The organism is Sorangium sp. So ce302 (assembly GCF_051530145.1).
In the GTDB taxonomy this organism is placed as follows: Bacteria; Myxococcota_A; Polyangia; order Polyangiales; family Polyangiaceae; genus Sorangium; species Sorangium cellulosum_B.
On record NZ_CP150326.1, the window covers coordinates 7,730,797 to 7,751,259 of the forward strand.

Consider the following 20,463-nt stretch of genomic DNA (forward strand, 5'->3'; position numbering starts at 1 on the left):
GAGGAGGTCTCCCTGAGGCACCGCCTCATTTTTCCCTCCTTCCGGCGCGGCTCGTCCACGCGTGAGCCCACCGGGCTCGCTCGCGATCAGCCGCCGCAGTCGAGGGGAATCGTCAATCTCCACATGTCGTTGAGCAGCACCGGCGCGAACTCCGCTGTCGCTCCCCCGAAGATGTAGAGCTCGTAGGCCGTGGCGGTCTTGCGAGTGAAGTAGAACTGGCCGAACCTCGGCGCCGGCGCCGGCCCCGTCATCGCGGTGTCCACGCGCGTCCAGGCCCCTGTGTGGAGATCGAAGTACCAGAGATCGGACAGGGTTGTACCGTCGAACTGGCTGCCCCCGAAGAGCCAGATACGGCCCTCGTGCTCATCGGCGATCAGCTTCGCGTTGTCGCGGTGGCCCGGCCCGCCGGCCTCGTCGAAGACGAGCTGATCCCAGGTCTCCGTGTCGATGTCGAACATCCAGAGGTCGCCGAGGTAGTTCTCCGGCGTGAACAGGCCGGTCCCGTTCACCGCGTCGTTCGTGTATCCGCCGTAGACGAGCAGGGCGTTCCAGCCCTCGGAGTAGATGAGCGGATGGTGGGCGCGAGCGCGCGGGGCGGGCGAGCCGGTCGCGACCTGCTTCCAGCCGTTCTTGTAGCGGACCAGGTCGTGCTGGAGGCCGTCAGGACGATTGATGAAGGCCGGCAGCGTCGACGACGAGCCCGAGAAGGCGTACGCGACGGTCTTGTGCTTCCCCTTCTTGCGCACGGCGACCGTTTCCGTGGAGCGGTTGGCGCGCCCGATCTCGGCCGCGCTCTGCGAGATCTGCGTCCACCCGTGCGCCGGATCGAACCTGAACGTGTCCTGGTGCGTGAGGTCGAGCCCGCGCCGGAAAGGACCTCTCCCGCCGGAGACGATCAGCGCGTCCTCCTCGGCGACGCACCACATCATCGACTCGGCCCTGGCGGACGGCCCGCCCGGGTACTGGCCGAGGTCGTACCAGGTCAGCGTGTCGACGTCGAAGGCGCTGAAAGCGGCCACGGGCTCGTCATCCGGATAGGTCCCGTTCAACCCGCCGAAGATGTAGAAGAGGCCCTCGTGATAGGCGCTCGCGCCGTCCCAGATGGCGTCGGGGACTGCGCCGCCCTGCGGGATCTCGGTCCAGTAGGGCAAGCTCGACTGGGCGGCGCTCGGGCGGATCCCTGCGAACGAGAGCAAGAGAGAGAAAGAAGCGATGAGAAGGATCCGAAGCTGAACCCTGCGTGTCATCCAGGCGACCTCCTTGTTCCAGGCAACGGCGGGCTCGCGCCCTGCGCAGGTCGCCGGAGAGCTCTTCACGCTACCATGAAAGCCTGGTCTTCCGAAAGCTGGATCACGATCCAAGTCGCGACCCTGGACGTGCTGACGCAGGGTGCCGCTCCCGGCGGGCGACCCGCGGATTCCACCGCGCGTCCCGCCAAACGGAGAAGCGTCATGACGAATTTCACCTCCCCTCGTAGGCTCGGCGCGGTCGTCGCGCTCCTCGGCCTGAGCAGCTTCGCGGCCCTCGGCGGCGCGTGCTCAAGCACGGACACGCCGGACGGATCGGACGCCGAGCACCTCGGCGCGGCGGACCAGCACCTCATCGACGCGCAGTGCGCGTTCTTCGAGGCCAACGGCAAGACCCAGATCTGCCACTATACCGGCTCGGCGAGCCACCCCTATACCATCATCAAGACCAGCGTGCAGGGCTGCATCAATGGTCACTCCGGCCACGCCAACGACTACATCGCCGTGGGCGACCCGACCTGCCAGGGCGGCGGCTGTCTGCCGGTGAGCGCGCCCTGCGACGCCAACGTGCCGTGCTGCGATGGGCTCACCTGCCAGAACGGCACGTGCACCGACCTCTGCGCCGGCGTGACGTGCGCCGCCTCCGACGCGTGTCACGCCGCCGGCACCTGCGACCCGGCCACCGGGCTCTGCTCGAACCCCGTCGCCGCCAACGGCACGGCCTGCGACGACGCCGACGGCTGCACCCTCACGGATACCTGCGTCGCCGGGACCTGCACCGGCAGCGGCAATCCGTGCCAGAACGGCGGCACCTGCGCGTCCGCGGAGCCCTACACCTGCACCTGCTCGCCGGACTTCACGGGGACGAACTGCGAGACGCCCGCCTGCGTCCCCACCACCTGCGCCGCTCAGGGCGCGACCTGCGGCACCATCCCCGACGGCTGCGGCGGCACGCTCACCTGCGGCGAGCCCTGCGTCGCTAACGCCTGTCCCTGCACAGGGATGCCATTCTGGGACAACGCGCTGGCCGGAACGCTCCTGACGGACGGGTCGTGCGACAACTACAGCTTCCCGGGTCCCTGCGGCAGCGAGCCCGACCATTCCTGGGCATTTTCAACGTATGGCTCGAACAGGGTCCGCATCCTCGGCGGAACCCAGGGCGACAGCAATTTCTGCGGTGTGCAGGTTCACAACAGCGAGTTCGGTTGCGGTGGACAAGGCATCGACTTCGTCGACGGCCTCACGGCGGATCAGGCCGCGGCGTGCAGGGCCGAGGTCCTGAACTTCGCGGCGGCCCAGAACGGCACCTGTAACTGAGCCTCCAGCTCCCACGCGAAAGGCGCGCCGCGCTCCCCGGGCGGCGCGCGCGGCAGGGGAGGCGCGCCTACCCCCCGCCTGCCCCCGTGACCCGCTCGAGCCTCGCGAACAGGCTCGCCAGTTCGGCAGCCGACGCCACCCCGAGCTTCTCCATCCCCTCCGCCCGGTAGAGCCGCACGGCCGACATGGAGATCCCGAGCTCCGTCGCGATCTGCTTGTTCAGCATCCCCTGCGCCACCCGCTCGCACACCTCGCGCTGGCGCGGCGAGAGCGCCGCGAGCCGGGCGGCGAGCGCCTCCACCTCGGCCCGCGCCGCCCGCGCCTCCGCATCGAGGGCCAGGGCGCGCGCCACGGCGGCGAGCAGCGCCTCCGCGTCGAGGGGCTCGGCGAGGAAGTCCACGGCGCCCGCCTTCATCGCCTCCACGGCCACCGTCACGTCCCCGTCGTCGCTGGTGAAGACCACGGGGAGCGCGCACCCTTCCTCGCGCAGGAGGGCCCTCACCTCCAGGCCGTTCAGATCGGGGAGCTGGACGTCGAGCACCACGCAGCCCGACACCACCGCGCGCGCGGCCTCCAGCAAGGCGAGCGACGACGCGAACGCCTGCACCACGTGCCCCGCCTCCTGGAGCAGCCCGGCCGCGGCCCCGCGCCAGCAGGGATCCCGGTGCACCAGGAAGACGGTCGCCGCCTCCGCTCCTCGCGGGGACGGGCTCGTCGCCCTGGGCCGCGGGCTCGGCGGCGCCTCGGCCGCGAGGAGCCCGCGCCGCCTCGTCTCGGCCGGGGTCTCGCCGAACTCCGCTGCATAGGCGGCGCCGAAGCGCTCCACGCGCAGGTAGCCGGCAGCGTGGGCCACGCTCGCGGCCGTCTCGCCCGGCTCGGCCAGGAGCAGGCGATCCCGCGCCAGGAGCAGGCGCCTCTTGCGGAGGAAGTCCCACGGGGTGGCGCCCCGATAGGCAAAGGCCCCGTCGATCGAGGCCATGCTCGCGCCCGCGAGCGTTGTCAGATCGGCGGTGCCGATCGGGCCCTCCGCGTGGGCGTCGAGGTACTCCTCGACGAGCCGCACCACGCTCCGGCTCGACGGCGGCGCTGCCTTCTCCAGGAGGTGGGCGTGATCGTGGGGCTGCCCGAAGAGCAGCGCGCGCGCCACCGCCTCGCCGAGGCTGGCCATCACCACGGGGTGGCCGAGGGCTCGCCCTGCCCGCTCGGTCTCCGTGGAGAGGAAGCGGCAGAGTCGTGCCAGGAAGGTCCCGGGGCCGTCGGTGGTGGGCATCGACAGCGAGAAAGCAAGGGGCCCGCGGATGGCCACGCCGGTGAGCGCCTCGAGCTGCGCCTCGAAATAGCGGGCGTCGACGCGGAGGTTCATGGGGCGGGCCGGGCCCTCCGCGCTCCACTCGGACCGGGCCCCCGGCGAGAACACGGCGGCGCTCCGGCCAGGGGCGATCTCCGCCGCGTCCCCCGACGAGGCCGCACGTACCGAGCCGCCGGTCGCCATGCTGACGGTGTAGCCCGAGCTCACGCCGCGCAGGCACATGCCGGAGACGAAGACGCCCGAGAAGAGGGCGACAGGCCCCATGTCGACGGGGGTGGCACGCCACTCGAAACGGTGACCGCGGCCGACGGTATCGGCGCTGAGGTCGCCGTAGATCGTCGCGAAGAGCACGCGGGCCGCCTCCAGATCGCGCGTATCGATGAGCGGAGGGCGTTCGAGCCCCTGGCGAGCGGATCGGTTATGCATGGAGGTCTCGGGCAGGCTGTAAGGGGAGAAACGGATTCAGCATAGCGGATCAAGAGACCGCACCTCACACGCGCCCCCCTCCGCGGCTGGGATCCTCGTCTCGCGCTCCGGATCGGGCGTGCGTGCTCCTGCCGCTCGCAAATGGCGGGCCGTCCGCGTGGGAGGTCGCGGACGCCGACCAGGACCACTGCACGAGCTCGATGGTGCGGGGGCTCAGCAGCTCGGCCGGCTGCGGCGCCCTCGCCGCCTTGTTCACGACGTCGGGCGCGCCTTCACGAGGTCGAGGCTCGCGCTCCGCATTTGAGGCCTGCAGGCAGCAGCAGCAGCGCGCCGGTTGATCCATCTCCGCAGCGCCTCGACGAGCGTCGGATACGTGACCAGGGTCGAGAGCTCGATACCGAGCTCGACCATTATCTTCGCCACGCTCGGACGTATCCCCGAGACAAGCCCCTTGCAGCCGACGAGCTCCACGCTGCGCATGATCTTGAAAAGGTGCTGCGCGGTCGCCGGTTCGACAACGTCCACCGCTTGATTGCCGGCGGGTGACGTGCTCGAGCAATTGCTCGAGCAGCGATCTCGGCGGATCGGAAGAGAGCGCCTTCACACCGTTCGGGTACGTCCTCGAAACGTCCTGGATCCTCAGTTCCATGTGTGCACCTCGCATGGCGAGACCTGATGTTACCCGGTCAAGGGTGCCGGGAAAACCACCCGCTGCACGGCGGAGGGGCTGAGCTTCGCAATTGTCGTCGAGCGCCGTTTCACGCGAGATTCGGCGGCTATGACTCGCACCAAATTCAATCCGGGTCTCGACCAACAACCAACGATCCACCGCGATCCGGAGCCTGCTCGGGGGGCCGATCACGCGGCGGCGCCGCCCCTCTCGGTCTCGCGAATCCATCTCAGCACCTCCGATCCCGACGAGATGTCCCCCGTCCTCGCCCGCCTCTGCCCGGGAGTGGCGCTTCGGCCCCTGAAAGGAACCGCTTTCAAGTGCGAGATCGGTATCGCCACGGTCGGTCCCGTGAGCTTCGTGACGACCGACTGGACCCTCGGCGGTCGGATGGACGCGGCCACCCTGCACGACCGTTACGTGCTGGGGCTCGCCGGGGAGGGCAGCCACGACACCGAGGTGGAGGTCAGGCGCCAGCGCCTTTCGATGGCCCATGGCAAGCGGGCCATCCTGCTCGTCCCAGAATGGCCCGTGAAGATCCAGATACCGGCGGGCGGAAGCGGGCGAAGCCTCACCGTCCTGCGATCTGCGCTCGAGGCGCACTTCGCCATGCTCACGGGCCACGCGCCGCCCGAGGCGATCCTGTTCGAGCCCGACCTGGATCTCACCGGCGGCGGCGGCGCGACGCTCCAGGGGATCGTGCGCTTGCTCCGGGAGGAGCTCGAGCGCCCGGCGCTCTCGCCCTTCGTTCGCTCCCAGTTCTGCGATGTGCTGCTCACCGCGCTCGTGACCATCCCTCGCCACGCGGGCTCCCATCTGCTCGAGCTCGCGCCCCCGCGTGTCGCTCCGGCGGTCGTGCGTCGGGCCGAGGAGTACATCGCCATGCACGCGGGCGAAGCGGTCACGCTGGCGGACGTCGTCGCCGCCGCGGGGGCGCCGGCCCGCTCGCTCCAGGCGGCGTTCCGCGCGGCGCGCGGCGTCACGCCGATGGGGTTCCTGAAGATCCGGCGGCTCGAGCTTGCGCGACAGATGCTCCTCGCCGCCCTGCCCGAGACGACCGTGGGCGACGTCGCCGGCGCGATGGGCTTCCGCAGCGCGGGGCGGTTCAGCGTCGACTACAGGAAGCACTTCCGCGAGAGCCCATCCGAGACGCTCTCGCGCCGCCGGCCGACCGGACGACGACGCGGCGGCGCGCGCTGATCAAAAAACGCAAGCTGATCGAAAAGCGCAACGATGATGCGCCGCGTCTGTGATGACGATTGCAGCATTACAAGAACGCGGGTATCCGGAGTTCGGCACTCGGGCCTGATCACAGCAGGAACACGATGACCCAGATCTATCTTCTGCCAGGCTTCATGGGTTTTCAGTCGTTCGGCGAGCTCGCCTATTTCAGGCGTGTGCCGAAGATGCTCGTGGAGCTCCTGGGGGAGCTCGGCCACGACAGGATTGAAGTCCACGAGTGCCCCACGATCCCGACCGGATCCATCGCTCGCAGGGCGCAGCAAGCGCTCGAGTTCATCGCGGCGCACGGCGGGGAACAGGCCGAGAGCATCCACATCGTCGGCCACTCGACCGGTGGGCTCGACGCGCGGCTCCTCGCGACGCCGGGCGCGAGGCTCGTGCCGGGTCGCCTCGAGGAGCGGATTGGCCGGCGCATCAGCTCCATCGTCACGATGTCGACGCCCCATTACGGGAGCCCGATAGCGTACCTGCTCGGGAGCCTGCCGTTCCGGAGGGCGTTCGAGATGCTCGGGCTCCTCGGCAAGCCCCATGGCAGGAAGGGCTTCCGGGCGCTGGCGCGCGTCATCGAGCTGGTGGCGCGCGCCGACGACTGGACGGGCCGGACCGATACGTTCCTCGACACCATCGTCCACAAGATGCTGAAGCGGACCGGCAAGAACGCCGATGATCTGATGTTCAAATTCCTGAGCGAGCTCTCGAATGATCAGGGTGCGTCCATCCAGCTCACGATGGAGGCCATGCACCTGTTCAACGCCGCCGTCGCGGACCGCCCGGAGACGCACTACAGCTCGATCATCTGCGTGGCGCCGCCGCCGAGCTCGTTCCCGTTCCGTCCGGCCGATTTCTTCTCGCCGGTGCGGGCCGTCTCCATCTTCGCGTTCTGGGCCCTGTACCGCGTCACCTCGGCGGTCCCCAGACAATACCCCTGCACTGCGCTGGACATCGAGACGCTCAACCTCAACGAGCACTCCGCCCCCATCGAGATCACGAAGACATCGAACGACGGCGTGGTCCCGTGCCAGAGCCAGGCTTATGGAAAGGTGCTGGACATCGTGCTCGGCGACCACCTCGACGTCGTCGGGCACTTTCCGTACTCGGGCGGTGATCGCCACGCCGACTGGCTCCCGTGCGGCGCGGGTTTCGACGAGGAGCAGTTCCGTCGCGTGTGGTCCCTGGTCGCCCGCGAGATCGCGGGCAACATTCCGGTGAAGCGGCGGGCGGCGCCCCCCCTCGGAGCGCCGGCGCGCGCGAGCAAGACCTCGCCGCTCAAGAACGGGAAGTCGAAGTCGAGGCTCATCTCCACCGCCAGCTGACATCTTCTTGAGGTGGGCCCCGAGGGGTCCTTCGGCCCTGGAGCCGCCATGCTGAACGATCCCGATTCCCTCGAGAACCGCGATCCCCGGTTCATCAAGAGGATGACGAGCATCCTCGACAGCACGATAGCGCCTTATCATCGGACCGAGGTCCGCGGGCTCTCGCGGATCCCCCGCCAGGACGGGCTCATCTACGTCGGCAATCACAACGGCTATCCGTACATGTCCGACTTCTGGCTGTTCACGGCCGCGCTCTTCAATGAATACGGGATAAGCCGGTTTCCGTACGTGCTCGCGCACAAGCTGACGATCAGGCTGCCGCTGTTGAACCAGATCTTCACCAAGTACGGCTGCGTCCGCGCGTCCGGGCAATGCGCGGCGCGCGTGCTGGAGCGTGGGCACCCGCTGCTCTTGTATCCGGGCGCCGAGGTGGAGCTCATGCGCCCGCACCGGGAGAGGACGCGCCTTCGCTTCAACGGGCGCACCTCTCATATCCGGCTGGCCATGAAATACGGCGTGCCGATCGTGCCTGTGGTGTCCGTCGGCAGCCATTCGACGGCCATGATCCTCGACGATCTGCCCTGGCTGGCGGACGCGATCGGGGCCAAGAGCAAGCTCGGCATCAACGCGTGGCCCCTCATGCTGAGCATCCCCTGGGGCCTGACGCTCGGGCCGTTCATCCCGCCCTACATCCCGTGGCCTTCCAAGATCCTCATCGAGCTCCTGGAGCCGATGGTGTGGGCGCCGCAGGGCGCGGGCCCGGAGAGCGAGAGCCACATCGCCGCGTGTGCGGCCCAGGTCGAGCAGGCGATCGTGAGCGCGCTCGCCCGCCTGGAAGCCGAACGAATGACCCAGGAGCGCCCCCCGCTCGAGGTGGTGAAGGGCGCCGTCATGAAGGCTCTCTCATGGATCGAAGGGCACATCGACGAGCTGTCTCGCTGGCTCGTCGGGGCGGGCACGCGCCTGCTGGGGCTCTCCGGCAGGGGCGAGGCGCAGAGCGCCGCCCCCTCGGACCTCGTGAAGGTCGCCTCCCAGCTCGCCCAGGATGTGCGGCACGACGTGGACCTCCTCCGCGAGATGCAGCGGCGCTCGGAGCGCAATGCCGTCGCCGTGTCGCCTCGGACGACCGCGACCCGAGCGGCGCGGAGGCCGCGGTTCACCGAGCGCGAGATCCACGAGATCCTCGCGCAGGCGAGCAAGGGCAAGAGCGTGCACAACATGTGTGATGAGCTCGGCATCTCGGCGAGCACGTTTTATCGCTGGCGGTCGCAGCACACGGGGCGCCTCGCGGAGATCCGATAAGCCGAGCGGTCTCGATATGGTCTTTCCCACGCTGGCGCGCGAGCGCGAAGGGATCACGCGCAGGGCGCGGGGCGCCGCTGCGGCCGCGCTCCTCGCGGTGGCCCTGGGCTATCCGCCGGGCGGCATCCCGGCGGCCGCCGTCACGCCTGACGCGGCGGCTGCCGCGGCGGCGGACGGGGGCGCGCCGTGCCGAGACGCTGCCGCCGGCGCGCGGCGGGGGCGGGTCGAGCAGCTCGTCGTCGCGGCGCGGCTGAGCCCGCACAAGAGCGCGGAGGCCGGCGCGCAGCTCGGGCAGGTGATGGGCGAGCTGCGCGCGCTGCAGCCGGACATCGAGGCGGACTTCCGCGAGGCGGCCACGCCGCCCGGCGTCGAGCGGCTCACCTGCGCGCTCGAGGATGAGGAGCAGCTCGATGCCGCGCGGGTGCTGCTCCTGTCGCGGCTGCCCGACGGCATGCGCGAGGAGGCGCTCGGCCCGGGCCGCGCCGGCGTCGATCAGCTCCGCGCGGAGCTCTTTCGCATCGGCGCGCGGGCGCGGTGGTACCGGCTCCACCGCGACAGCGCCGTCGAGGAGAGCCGCGCGGCGCTCAGCGACCCGTTCGTCGTCGCCGCGCTCGCGTACCGCGCCGCCCTCGTCGTCGCGGTGATCGCGCTCGCCGTGATCGTGACCCGGCGAAGGCGCCGCTGGATGGACGCCGCCTGGCCCGTGATCCTGCGCGTGGTCCGCAGGGCGCGCGCGCAGCGCATCCTCGAGAGCGCGCGCTCGATCCTCGCGATGTTCTCCGGCTCGCTCCTCCTGCTCGCCACGATCTGGGGGGTACACCGGGCGCTCGGGCCGGACGCCGCCGCCGTCCGGGAGGTCGAGCTCGCCTACGGGATATTGCTCTGGTACGCGCTCTACCGCCTCGCGCTGGCGGCCATGCACGGCTGGATCGCGCGGAGACCGAGCGACCTCGGAGCGCCGATCGGCGAGGCGACCAGCGGCAAGGTCCTCCGGTCGCTCCGGGCGGTCGGGCGGTTCGCGCTGGCGGTCGGCCTCCTCGTCGGCGCCGTCGAGGCGGCGACCGGGAGGGGCTACCTCTACAACACCGCCCTCCGCGCCGCCTCGCTCGGGGCGCTCCTCCTCGGCTGGGTCCTGATCCGCTGGTGGCGCGACGACATCAGCGACGCGTACCTCCGCCGGCACGACGAGGGAACGCTCGCCAGCGCGGTACGGAAGACGCGCGTCCGGTGGTATGGCTTCTTCGTCGCCGTCGTGGCGCTCCTGGCCCTCGTGCTCGCGAGGATGGGCCGCGCCGGCCGCCGCGTCTTGCTCGGCTTCGACCTGACGCACCGGGTCCTCGCGTTCATCTTCCGCAAGCGCCTCGAGCGCCGCACCGACTCCGCGCACCCGGACGGCCTCGCCCGGGAGCTCCCGCAGGATGTGCTAGCGCACCTGTCCGAAGAGCCTCTCCTGGATCCGACGACAGGGCTCGATCACTACGCCGGCCTCGATCGCTTCAAGGCATCGCTCGCCGCGTGGAAGGACAGCCGCCGCATCGGCTCGCTGCTGCTGGTCGGCGGCGCCGGCTCGGGGAAGACGACGTGGCTCGTGGCGGCCGAGCGCGAGGCGCCGGTCCCGGTCGTCCGCGTCGCGCTCGACAGGCGGCAGCTCACCGCCGCCGACGTCATCGCCACGCTCGGGAATGCGCTCGACGCGCCCCCCGAGGCGCGCACCGGCGTCGAGGCGTTCACCGCGTGGCTCCGCCTCGAGCCGCGCCGGCTGCTCGTCCTCGACGACCTGGAGCACCTGTTCCTCCGCGGGCTGGAGGCGTGGGGCGCCTGGGAGGCGTTCCTGGAGATCGTCGAGCGCTCGGCGCCCAGCATCTTCTGGCTGTGCGCGATCGCCGAGCACCCCTACCGCTACCTCGTCTTCGCGCGCGGCGGAGCCACGGTCTTCCGGACGATCGTGCACCTCGCGCCCTGGTCCGAGCAGCGGCTCGCCGAGCTCCTCACCGCCCGCACCCGGGCGAGCGGCTACAGCGTCTCGTACGAGGACCTCGTGATGGACGACGACGAGTCCACGGATCGCGTGCAGCGCGAGCTCAGGACCGAGCGCGATTTCGCGCGGCTGCTCTGGGACTACGCGAAGGGTTGTCCGCGGGTCGCGCTCCACTTCTGGCAGCGATCGCTGCTGGTCGACGACGCGCACGGCGAGCGGCGCCTCCGCGTCCGCCTCTTCCGCACGCCGGACGAGGACGAGCTGGAGTCGCTCAGCGAGGTGGAGCGCTTCGTGCTCGCGAGCGTGGTCTGGCACGATAGCCTCACGACCGACGAGGCGGCGCGCTCGCTCGGCGTCGACGCGCTCCCGTGCCAGGACGCGCTGGCGAAGATGGTCGAGCTCGGCATCATCGACGATCTGCGCGGCCGGCACCGCGTCACGACCCGATGGCAGCGCGCCGTCAGCAACTATCTCGTGCGGAAGCACCTGATTCAGCCGTGAGACCGTGAGAAAGGACGACCACCGTGGATTCGGACGTGGACGTGCCCGACGGTGCCAAGCTCATCGAGACCATCCAGGTCAGCGGCGTCATCACTGGCCTCGTCATCCTCAGCATCACGTGGTTCGCGGTCCGGCTGATCACGGCCGCGCTCGAGCGCAGCGGCACCCGCTTCGCGCACCGGCGGCTGCTGCTCAACCAGATCGCGACCCTCCTCCGGTTCTTCCTTTACATCGGTGGTATCGCGATCGCCATCGGCGCCTCGATCAACCTCTCCCGGGAGGTGATCCTGGCCCTGACCGGGACGGTTGCGGTCACCATCGGCTTCGCGCTGAAGGATCTCGCTGCGTCGGTCCTCGCCGGCGTGACGCTCATCGTCGATCGCCCCTTCCAGGTCGGCGATCGGGTCAAGTTCGACGCGTTCTATGGCGAGGTCACGTCGATGGGTCTGCGCTCCGTGCGCATCATCACCCTCGACAACCACGTCGTCACGATACCGAACAACAAGTTCCTGACCGAGGCGGTCGCGTCGGCCAACCACGGGCGGCTCGACATGCTGATCCCGGTGGAGTTCTTCATCAGCTCCGCGCAGGACATCGCGATCGCCAGGCGCATCGTCGAGGAGTGCATCACCAGCAACCGCTACGTGTTCCTCGGCAAGCCATGGTGCGTGGTCACGAGCCAGATCCTGAGCGAGGTCGCCACGGTGCGCCTGGTCGCCAAGGCCTACGTGCTCGACGTGAAGTACGAGGCGGAGTACGCGACCACCCTGACAGAGCGGGTGCTCGCGGCGTTCCGCGAGAAGCACATCGTCCTCCCCGGCGAGCCCGGGTGAGGAGGGAACCGGCGCCGCGACGAGCGCTGGAGGCGAATGCGGCCCCCGCGGGCCGCTTGTACGCCGCACGCCGCCGACCACGCTCAGCGCTCTCGCTGCCACGCAGGCGGAGCCGACGGCGATGCACGCGACGATCGGTCGCTGAACCGGGCCAGTCTGACACGCGGAACTAGCCACAGCCGCCTTCGGTGTCCTCGCCGCCGCCGGCGCCCCCGCCGCCTTCATTGCCCCCGCCGCTCCCGTCGCTCTGGTCACTGCAGCTGACCACCCACAACCCGGTCGGTCCGTCGCAAGTGGCACTCACTGTGCCACACGCGCGCTTATAACTGCACGGCCCCACGCTGTAATAGGCACTGCAGTCCGTTCCGTTCTCAGGCTCTAGACTGGGACACGCGGTGCAGTGCTCGACCCACACGCCGTCGGTGCAGGTGACGCTGCAGGGGGAGCAGGCGTAGTCGCAAAGCTGGCCCTCGACTGCGCAGCGCGCTCCCGGCGGAGCGCCCCCTCCTGAGAAATCACACTCGACGGGGGTGTCGCCACCGGTCGAGGCGCTGGACGACGTGGTGTCCTCGGGCGTGCCGCCGGCGCCGCTCGATACGCTGGAGGACAGGGTCTCGTCGGGCGTGCCGCCCCCCGAACCGCCGCCGGAAGGCTGCTCGACCGCGTCGGAGCAAGCGAACACAGGAAGGAGCGCGAGGGGAATGAGCCATCGGATAAAGGTCTTCATGCCGCCCCCTCAGCAATGGATGTGCCAGTGCAAATCGCGGATTTCCAAGCGTGAGACGATGAGATTGCGCCAGGGTGAGCCGTTTGCTGCCGTATCGACGGCACATCGGGCGGCGTGCCTGGCGACGTCGGGTCGTGTCACGGCGGCGGCGGCGGTTCCACCTCCTCGGGCGCTGGCGGCGACGGTGCTGGCTCGCCGCCCGCCCTTCCGCTCCAGGAGCGCGTCCTCGACGCCCTGAATCTTCGCGCCACCGCGAGCAACAGAAGGCAGCGGAGGACATCAGGAATGCGATCGATCGGAAGGCTCGGGAGCGCCGCGGCCTGCGGGTTCGTCATGCTGTGCGCGGGCGTCGCGTCGGCAGCCAGCGCGCCGTCCTGGGAGAGCGTGCCGCCGATGATCACCCCGCGGGGCGAGCACACGGCCACGGTGCTCAAGGACGGCAGGGTGCTCGTCGTGGGTGGATACCCGGAGCTGGACGGACCGCCCTACACGACGAGAGAGGCGATGAGCCTCAAGGCGGTCGAGATCTACGACCCGGCGACCGGGACATGGTCGCTCGCGGCGCCGCTCCTCCAGGCCCGCAGCGGACACGCGGCCATCCTTCTGCCAGACGGCCATGTCCTCGTGGCCGGCGGCAGGATGATGAACGCACAGGCGCAGGGGACCTCCCTGTCTTCGGCCGAGATCTACGACCCGATGACCGACACCTGGACGCCCGCGGGGTCGTTGTCGATAGCCCACCCCGCGCCCTCGATGATGCTCGCCGGCGGCAGGCCGTTGCTCGTCGGGCTGGCCTGGCAAGACGTCTACGACGAGTTCGATGGCCAGTTCGTGCTGCACTATTACCAGAACGCAGCCATCTACGACCCGGGGTCGCGCGGCTGGACGGACCTTCCGCACTGCGACGCCGTGGACCGGTGGGTGAGGCTGCCTTACAGGCCCCAGCCTGTGAGCGCGACCCTGCTCCACGACGGCCGCGTGATGGTGGCCGGAGGCGGCTGCAGCCTCTATGACCTGGAGACCCAGCTCTGGACCTGGGAGCAGGGGGCCGTGAAGCCGACGACCGAATATGCGTATCCCGGCGCGACGACGCTCCCGGGCGGCGGGGTCCTCGTCGTCGGAGGCACCTTCCCCGCCGGCCCGGACCCGGAGATTCACGCCTTCTCGCAGCTCTACCTGCCGCAGGACGACCGCTGGGAGCCGACCCCCGGACCGTACGCTCCGGCATCGAGCCCATGCGGGGGGAACTCCTCGGGTATCCAGGGGATGCGCACCTCGGTGCTCCCGAGCGGAAAGGTGCTGTTGACCGGAGGCGTGGAGCCCTGCAGGCCCGCGGGCTCGTCAGCGTCCGTCTTTCCCTTCTATGGGACCCAGGCGCTCTTCGATGAGGCGGCCCTCTCCTGGTCGAGCCTCGACCTGGCGCCGCCCGTGACCATGGCGCGCGCCTACCATTCCTCGACGCGGCTCAACGACGGCAGCGTGCTGATCGCCGGCGGCTACGTCGACGCCACGACCGCCACGGCGTCTGCCGTGCTCTTCCGCGAGCGCTCGCCGCTCGGCGAGGCCTGCGAGACGGACAGCGACTGCGGGAGCGGCTCCTGCGCGGATTCGGTCTGCTGCGACGCGGCCTGCGCCGGCCCCTGCGACGCCTGCGCGACGGCCTCGGGCGCATCGCAGGACGGCGTCTGCACCCCGCTCACCGGCATCACCTGCGACGACACGGACGCGTGCGTCGTCGGGGGTCTTTGCGAGGCGGGCGCGTGCGTCGGCGGCGCGGCCGCGCCGGACGGGACCCCATGCAGCGACGGCGACGTGTGCTCCGCGGCGAGCGCTTGCATGGGCGGGGCCTGCGTGGGGTCGAGCCTCGCGGTGTGCCTGCCCGTCGACGACTGTCATGAAGCGCCGGTGTGCGACCCCGCGGCGGGGTGCGCGGCGCCCGCGTCCGCGAAGCCGGACGGTGCGCCCTGCGACTTCGCCGGTTCCGCAGAGGGCTGGCAGGCGACGGGGCGGGTGGGCGTCCTCCTCAACGGGCCTGTGGCCACGCTGCTCCAGGATGGGACGCTCCTCATGATCGGGTACGGCCAGACAGGCAATCCGCTGCGGTGGAACGATGTCTGGCTCCGCTACGACCCGAGCACGGGCTCGTGGCAGCCCCCCGAAAAGATGAACGTGTCGAGGCGCCCGACGAGGCTCGTATCGCTTCCGGACGGGACGGTCCTGGGGATCGCCAACAGCGTGCTTCAGCGCCCCGCGCAGACGGTGCGATTCGACCCTGCGACGGGCGTCTGGGCGCCGGCCGCGCCCACCATCGTGTCGCGTCAGATGAACACCGCGACGGTCACGCCGCTTGCGGACGGCCGGGTGCTCGTCACCAGCGGCGACGGCAACGTCGACGGCGGCGGAGAAAAGGTCGAGATCTACGACTCCGTCACGGACACGTGGACCCTGGCAGCGCCCATGAACGTTCCGCGAAGCCGCGCCAAAGCAACGTTGCTGCAGGACGGCAGGGTCCTCGTCACCGGCGGTGACAGGCAGTCCCAGAGGATGAGCGCGGAGATCTACGACGCGGCGACCAACACGTGGACACGCGTCGCCTCGATGCGCTGGAGTCGCAGCTCACACGAGGCGACGCTGCTCCTGGACGGCCGGGTGCTCGTCCTCGGGGGACGAGGAAGCGGCGGCGACGACATGAAGGCGGGCGAGATCTACGATCCGGCGAGCGACACGTGGACCTCGACCGGAGAGATGGTCGAGCCAAGGAACTCCCCCAGCGCGGCGCTCCTCCCCGATGGCAGGGTCCTGGTGATGGGCCTCCCGTCCCCCTCCGGAGCCAACGACGGTGCCTTCGCCGCCGAGCTCTACGACCCAGCGAGCGATACCTGGACGCTCGCGCCGGCGCTGGACGTGAGGCTTCAGAGCCCCGTGATGGAGCGGCTCCACGACGGCCGTATCCTGATCGCCGGCGGCGGTACGACGTATCAACGTCTCGACAATGCGTGGCTCTATGTCACAGCGCAGCCGGCGTCGCCCGGGATGTGCCAGAGCGGCGCCTGCGTGCCGGACGGAGGCGGGGGCGAGAGCGCTGGCGCGGGGGGCGGCAGCGACGGCGCCGGCGGCAGCACCACGGGCGAAGGCGGCGGGGCCGTGAGCGGCAGCGGCGGTGCAGGCGCCACGGCCGCGGGCGGCCACGGCAGCGGCGGCGACGCCAGCAGCGGCGGCGACACCAGCGGTGGTATCGGCGGTAGCGCCAGCAGCGGTGTCGGCGGTCATCCGGACGGCGGCGGCGGCGATGCCAGCAGTGGCGTGGGTGGCAATCCAGGCGCCGGCGGCGGCGACGTTGGCAGTGGCATCGGTGGCGATCCAAGCGGCGGGGGCGACGGGGGCGCTGGCGGCGACGACGGCGCTGGCTCAGCCACCTCCTCCTCGGGCGCTGGCGGCGCCGGCGGCGACGCAGCTGGCTCGGCCACCTCCTCCTCGGGCGCTGGCGGCGCCGGCGGCGACGCCGCTTCGAGCACATCCGCTTCGTCCGCCAGTGCCGGCGGCGGAGGCGGAGGCTCGTCCAGCGCTACCGCTGCGAGCTCTTCCTCCGGCGCGAGCTCTTCCTCCGGCGCTGGCAGCTCAGGCGACGCCGGGATCGCCGGCGCTGGCAGCGCCTCCTCTTCCGGCGCCGACGTTGACAGCCCCGACCGCAGCAGCAGCGGGTGCAGCACGAACGGCGACCCGACGCCGGCGGGCACGGCGGCCAGCTCCGCGTGGCTCGGCGCCCTCGGCCTGCTCTGCTGGTCGCGGCGCCGGACCCTGAAGGGGAAAAGACATCCTCCGAGTCCACGCCGCCCGCCGTTCCGCTCCAGGAGCGCGACCCGCACGCCCTGAATCTTCGCGCCACCGCGCGCAACAGAAGGCAGCGGAGGCCATCGGGACATGAGATCGATCGGAAGGCTCGGGAGCGCCGCTGCCTGCGGGTTCGTGACACTGTGCGCGGGCGTCGCGTCGGCGGCCAGCGCGCCGTCCTGGGAGAGCGTGCCGTCGATGATCACCCCGCGGGGCGAGCATACGGCCACGGTGCTCCAGGACGGCAGGGTGCTCGTCGCGGGTGGATACCCGGAGCTGGACGAACCGCCGCTGACGACGAGAGAGGCGATGAGCCTCAAGGCAGTCGAGATCTACGACCCGGCGGCCAGGACGTGGTCGCCCGCGGCGCCGCTCCTCCAGGCCCGCAGCGGACACGCGGCCATCCTGCTGCCAGACGGCCATGTCCTCGTGGCCGGTGGCAGGACGAGGAACGCAGCGGCGCTGGGAACGTCCCTGCCTTCGGCCGAGATCTACGACCCGATGACCGACACCTGGGCGCCCGCAGGGCCGCTGTCGATACCCCACCCCGCGCCCTCGATGATGCTCGCCGGCGGCAGGCCGGTGCTCGTCGGCCTGGGCTGGGACTTTGCGGATCGCAACATGGACGGCGTGGCCGAGCTGCGCTATTACATGAATTCGGCCATCTACGACCCGGAGTCGCGCGGCTGGGCGGAATTGCCGTTCTGCAAATCCGTGGACCGGTACACGACGTACGGGCCCAGTCCCGTGAGCGCAACGCTGCTCCAGGACGGCCGGGTCATGGTGACCGGAGCCGGCTGCAGCCTCTATGATCTGGAGACCGGGATCTGGACCTGGGAGAACGGGGCCGTGAGGCCGACGACCCAGCACGAGGCCCCCAGCGCGACGACGCTCCCGGGTGGCGGGGTCCTGGTCCTGGGAGGCATCTCCGCCGGTCCGGGCACGGCTGATCCTGCCTTCTCACAGGTCTATTTCCCGCAGGACGATCGATGGGCGCCGACCTCCGGGTCGTATGCTCCGACCTCGACGCCGTGCGCTGCGGGCGGCTCCGGCATCCGGGGAATGCGTACATCGCTGCTCCCGAGCGGAAAGGTGCTGCTCACGGGAGGTGTGGAGCCCTGTTTTGCGCAGGGGACGAGAGACCTCATCCTTCCCTTCCACGCGACCCGGGCGATCTTCGACGAGGCGACCCTCTCCTGGTCGAGCCTCGATCTGGAGCCGCCCGCCACCCTGGCGCGCGCCCGCCATTCCTCGACGCGGCTCAACGACGGCAGCGTGCTGATCGCCGGCGGCTACGTCGACGCCACGACCGCGACGGCATCGGCCGTGCTCTTCCGCGAGCGCTCGCCGCTCGGCGCGGCCTGCGAGACGGACAGCGACTGCGGGAGCGGCTCCTGCGCGGATTCGGTCTGCTGCGACGCGCCCTGCGCCGGGTCTTGCGACGCCTGCGCGGCGGCCTCGGGCGCGTCGCAGGATGGCGTCTGCACCCCGCTCACCGGCGTCGCCTGCGACGACACGGACGCGTGCGTCATCGGGGGTGTTTGCGAGGCGGGCGCGTGCGTCGGCGGCGCGGCCGCGCCGGACGGGACCCCGTGCAGCGACGGCGACGTGTGCTCCGCGGCGAGCGCTTGCGTGGGCGGGGCCTGCGTTGGGTCGAGCCTCGCGGTGTGCCTGCCCGTCGACGACTGTCATGAAGCGCCGGTGTGCGACCCCGCGGCGGGTTGCGCGGCGCCCGCGTCCGCGAAGCCGGACGGTACGCCCTGCGACTTCGCCGGTTCCGCCGAGGGTTGGGAGGCGACGGGGCGGATGGGCGTCCTCCTCAACCTGCCTGCGGCCACGCTGCTCCAGGATGGAACGCTGCTCATGATCGGCGTCGGCGAGACAGGCAATCCGCCGCAGGCGGGCAATTTCTGGCTCCGCTACGACCCGAGCACGGGTTCGTGGCAGCCCCCCGAGAAGCTGGACGGGCTGAAGCTGCCGTCGAGGCTCGTATCGCTTCCTGACGGGACGGCCCTGGGGCTCCCCGATCGCCCGCTCCGGCGCCCCTCGCCGACGATGCGATTCGACCCTGAGACGGGGGTGTGGACGCCGGCCGCGACCAGCACCGGGCCGCGCCTTATCGCCCGCGCGACGGTCACGCCGCTCGCGGACGGCCGGGTGCTCGTCGCCGGCGGCGACAACAACGTCGACGCCGGCGCAGAAAAGGTCGAGATCTACGACTCCGTCACGGACACGTGGACCCTGGCGGCGCCCATGAACGTCCCGCGAGGCCTCGCCACGGCGACGTTGCTGCAGGACGGCAGGGTCCTCGTCGCGGGCGGAGACGAGGACTCCCCGAGGGTGAGCGCGGAGATCTACGACGCGGCGACCAACACGTGGACGCGCGTCGCCTCGATGAACTGGAGCCGCCAACAGCACGCGGCAACGCTGCTTCTGGACGGCCGGGTGCTCGTCGTCGGGGGACGAGGAGGGAGCAGCAGAAGCAACATGGAGATGGCCGAGATCTACGATCCGGCGAGCGACACCTGGACCTCGACGGGAGCGACGGTCGAGCCACGGCACTCCCCCAGCGCGGCGCTCCTCCCCGACGGCAGGGTCCTGGTGACGGGCCTCCCGTCCGCATCCAGAGCCACGGACGGTGCCTTCACGGCCGAGATCTACGACTCAGCGAGCGACACCTGGACGCTCGCGCCGGCGCTGGACGTGAGGGCTCAGAGCGCCGTGGTGGAGCGGCTCCACGACGGCCGTATCCTGATCGCCGGCGGCGGTACGACGTATCAACGTCTCGACAATGCGTGGCTCTATGTCCCAGCGCAGCCGGCGTCGCCCGGGATGTGCCAGAGCGGCGCCTGCGTGCCGGGCGGAGGCGGGAGCGAGAGCGCTGGCGCGGGGGGCGGCAGCGGCGGCGCCGGCGGCGCCACCACGGGCGAAGGCGGCGGGGCCGTGAGCGGCAGCGGCGGCGCAGGCGGCACGGCCGCGGGCGGCCACGGCGGAGGCGGCGACGCCGGCAGCGGCAGCGGCGGCGGCGGCGGCGACACCAGCGGCAGCGGCGGCGACGCCAGCAGCGGCGGCGACGCCAGCAGCAGCGGCGACACCAGCAGTGGCATCGGCGGTAGCGCCAGCAGCGGTGTCGGTGGTCATCCGGACGGCGGCGGCGGCGATGCCAGCAGTGGTATCGGTGGCAGCGCCAGCAGCGGCATCGGCGGCGACGCCAGCGCCGGCGTCGGTGGCAATCCAGGCGGCGGCGTCGGTGGTCATCCGGACGGCGGCGGCGGCGATGGCAGCAGTGGCGTGGGTGGCAATCCAGGCGCCGGCGGCGGCGACGTTGGCAGTGGCACCGGTGGCAACCCAGGCGGCGGAACCAGCGGCGGGGGCGACGGGAGCGCTGGCGGCGAAGGTGGCGCTGGCGGCACAGCCACAGGCGGCCAAGGCGGTGACACGAACCAGCAAGGAGGCGCCACATCCACCACGACCGGCGCTGGCAACGATGACCCCACGACCACCGGCGCGAGCGCGACGGGCACGCAGACCAGCGGCGGCGGAGGTGATCTCCCGAGCGCAGGAGGGGGCGGCGGCTGCCGCACGGCGAATGGCCCTCAGGAGACACCGGCCTGGCTGCTCGCCCTCGGGGCGCTCGCCGCCACGCGGCTGCGCCGGCGCCTCGTGAGGCCCCGCCGCGCCACCTGAGCTCTCGAGAGCACGTGCGCAAATCGCACCGTGGCTCGTCCCCACTCCCGCGGATCATTTCGTCCTCGCAAGAGCCAGGC

12 protein-coding genes are annotated in these 20,463 nt (G+C 71.0%); 8 read left to right on the forward strand and 4 right to left on the reverse strand.

The window, feature by feature from the left end; genetic code table 11:
• Positions 1–86 precede the first annotated feature (86 nt).
• Positions 87–1,247 (reverse strand): Kelch repeat-containing protein, encoded by a 1,161-nt coding sequence (locus WME73_RS29190; RefSeq protein ID WP_437911653.1) that lies wholly within the window; start codon positions 1,245–1,247, stop codon positions 87–89.
• A gap of 204 nt (positions 1,248–1,451) precedes the next feature.
• On the opposite strand from WME73_RS29190, the gene WME73_RS29195 reads away from it, so the two are divergent.
• The gene (locus WME73_RS29195) at positions 1,452–2,564 is read left to right on the forward strand and encodes a hypothetical protein (RefSeq protein ID WP_437911654.1); all 1,113 of its coding nucleotides are present in this window, start codon (positions 1,452–1,454) and stop codon (positions 2,562–2,564) included.
• A gap of 67 nt (positions 2,565–2,631) precedes the next feature.
• Here WME73_RS29195 and WME73_RS29200 read toward each other — a convergent pair whose 3' ends face one another.
• Together WME73_RS29200 and WME73_RS29205 are read right to left on the reverse strand one after the other, a co-directional pair.
• On the reverse strand, positions 2,632–4,299 hold the full coding sequence (locus WME73_RS29200; RefSeq protein ID WP_437911655.1) for a response regulator: 1,668 nt from the start codon (positions 4,297–4,299) through the stop codon (positions 2,632–2,634).
• A gap of 252 nt (positions 4,300–4,551) precedes the next feature.
• The gene (locus WME73_RS29205) at positions 4,552–4,824 is read right to left on the reverse strand and encodes a hypothetical protein (protein ID WP_437911656.1); all 273 of its coding nucleotides are present in this window, start codon (positions 4,822–4,824) and stop codon (positions 4,552–4,554) included.
• 397 nt (positions 4,825–5,221) lie between these two features.
• Here WME73_RS29205 and WME73_RS29210 point away from each other — a divergent pair, with 397 nt between their 5' ends.
• From WME73_RS29210 to WME73_RS29230, 5 genes are all read left to right on the forward strand, one after another.
• On the forward strand, positions 5,222–6,169 hold the full coding sequence (locus WME73_RS29210) for an AraC family transcriptional regulator (protein ID WP_437911657.1): 948 nt from the start codon (positions 5,222–5,224) through the stop codon (positions 6,167–6,169).
• A gap of 125 nt (positions 6,170–6,294) precedes the next feature.
• The gene (locus WME73_RS29215; protein ID WP_437911658.1) at positions 6,295–7,524 is read left to right on the forward strand and encodes an esterase/lipase family protein; all 1,230 of its coding nucleotides are present in this window, start codon (positions 6,295–6,297) and stop codon (positions 7,522–7,524) included.
• Positions 7,525–7,572: 48 nt separating this feature from the next.
• Positions 7,573–8,826, forward strand: a complete 1,254-nt coding sequence (locus tag WME73_RS29220; protein ID WP_437739673.1) for a 1-acyl-sn-glycerol-3-phosphate acyltransferase — start codon at positions 7,573–7,575, stop codon at positions 8,824–8,826.
• 16 nt (positions 8,827–8,842) lie between these two features.
• Entirely contained in the window at positions 8,843–11,305 is a 2,463-nt protein-coding gene (locus WME73_RS29225; RefSeq protein ID WP_437911660.1) for an AAA family ATPase, read from the forward strand.
• Positions 11,306–11,328: 23 nt separating this feature from the next.
• Positions 11,329–12,138 (forward strand): mechanosensitive ion channel family protein, encoded by an 810-nt coding sequence (locus tag WME73_RS29230; RefSeq protein ID WP_437739675.1) that lies wholly within the window; start codon positions 11,329–11,331, stop codon positions 12,136–12,138.
• A gap of 169 nt (positions 12,139–12,307) precedes the next feature.
• Here the strand turns inward: WME73_RS29230 and WME73_RS29235 are convergent, their stop codons facing one another.
• The gene (locus tag WME73_RS29235; protein WP_437739676.1) at positions 12,308–12,865 is read right to left on the reverse strand and encodes a hypothetical protein; all 558 of its coding nucleotides are present in this window, start codon (positions 12,863–12,865) and stop codon (positions 12,308–12,310) included.
• Positions 12,866–13,150: 285 nt separating this feature from the next.
• Here WME73_RS29235 and WME73_RS29240 point away from each other — a divergent pair, with 285 nt between their 5' ends.
• Complete coding sequence (locus WME73_RS29240) at positions 13,151–16,738, forward strand: kelch repeat-containing protein (RefSeq protein WP_437911661.1); 3,588 nt, start codon at positions 13,151–13,153, stop codon at positions 16,736–16,738.
• A 48-nt stretch (positions 16,739–16,786) separates the two neighbouring features.
• A complete protein-coding gene (locus WME73_RS29245; protein ID WP_437911662.1) occupies positions 16,787–20,383 on the forward strand; it encodes a Kelch repeat-containing protein in 3,597 nt (1,198 codons plus the stop codon).
• The last annotated feature ends 80 nt before the right edge of the window (positions 20,384–20,463 follow it).

What these genes read in the sequence shown, in the direction of transcription:
- WME73_RS29190 (WP_437911653.1), bottom strand. Translation starts at nt 1,247, where the DNA reads ATGACACGCAGGGTTCAGCTTCGGATCCTTCTCATCGCTTCTTTCTCT.
- WME73_RS29195 (WP_437911654.1), top strand. Translation starts at nt 1,452, where the DNA reads ATGACGAATTTCACCTCCCCTCGTAGGCTCGGCGCGGTCGTCGCGCTC.
- WME73_RS29200 (WP_437911655.1), bottom strand. Translation starts at nt 4,299, where the DNA reads ATGCATAACCGATCCGCTCGCCAGGGGCTCGAACGCCCTCCGCTCATC.
- WME73_RS29210 (WP_437911657.1), top strand. Translation starts at nt 5,222, where the DNA reads ATGTCCCCCGTCCTCGCCCGCCTCTGCCCGGGAGTGGCGCTTCGGCCC.
- WME73_RS29215 (WP_437911658.1), top strand. Translation starts at nt 6,295, where the DNA reads ATGACCCAGATCTATCTTCTGCCAGGCTTCATGGGTTTTCAGTCGTTC.
- WME73_RS29220 (WP_437739673.1), top strand. Translation starts at nt 7,573, where the DNA reads ATGCTGAACGATCCCGATTCCCTCGAGAACCGCGATCCCCGGTTCATC.
- WME73_RS29225 (WP_437911660.1), top strand. Translation starts at nt 8,843, where the DNA reads ATGGTCTTTCCCACGCTGGCGCGCGAGCGCGAAGGGATCACGCGCAGG.
- WME73_RS29235 (WP_437739676.1), bottom strand. Translation starts at nt 12,865, where the DNA reads ATGAAGACCTTTATCCGATGGCTCATTCCCCTCGCGCTCCTTCCTGTG.
- WME73_RS29240 (WP_437911661.1), top strand. Translation starts at nt 13,151, where the DNA reads ATGCGATCGATCGGAAGGCTCGGGAGCGCCGCGGCCTGCGGGTTCGTC.
- WME73_RS29245 (WP_437911662.1), top strand. Translation starts at nt 16,787, where the DNA reads ATGAGATCGATCGGAAGGCTCGGGAGCGCCGCTGCCTGCGGGTTCGTG.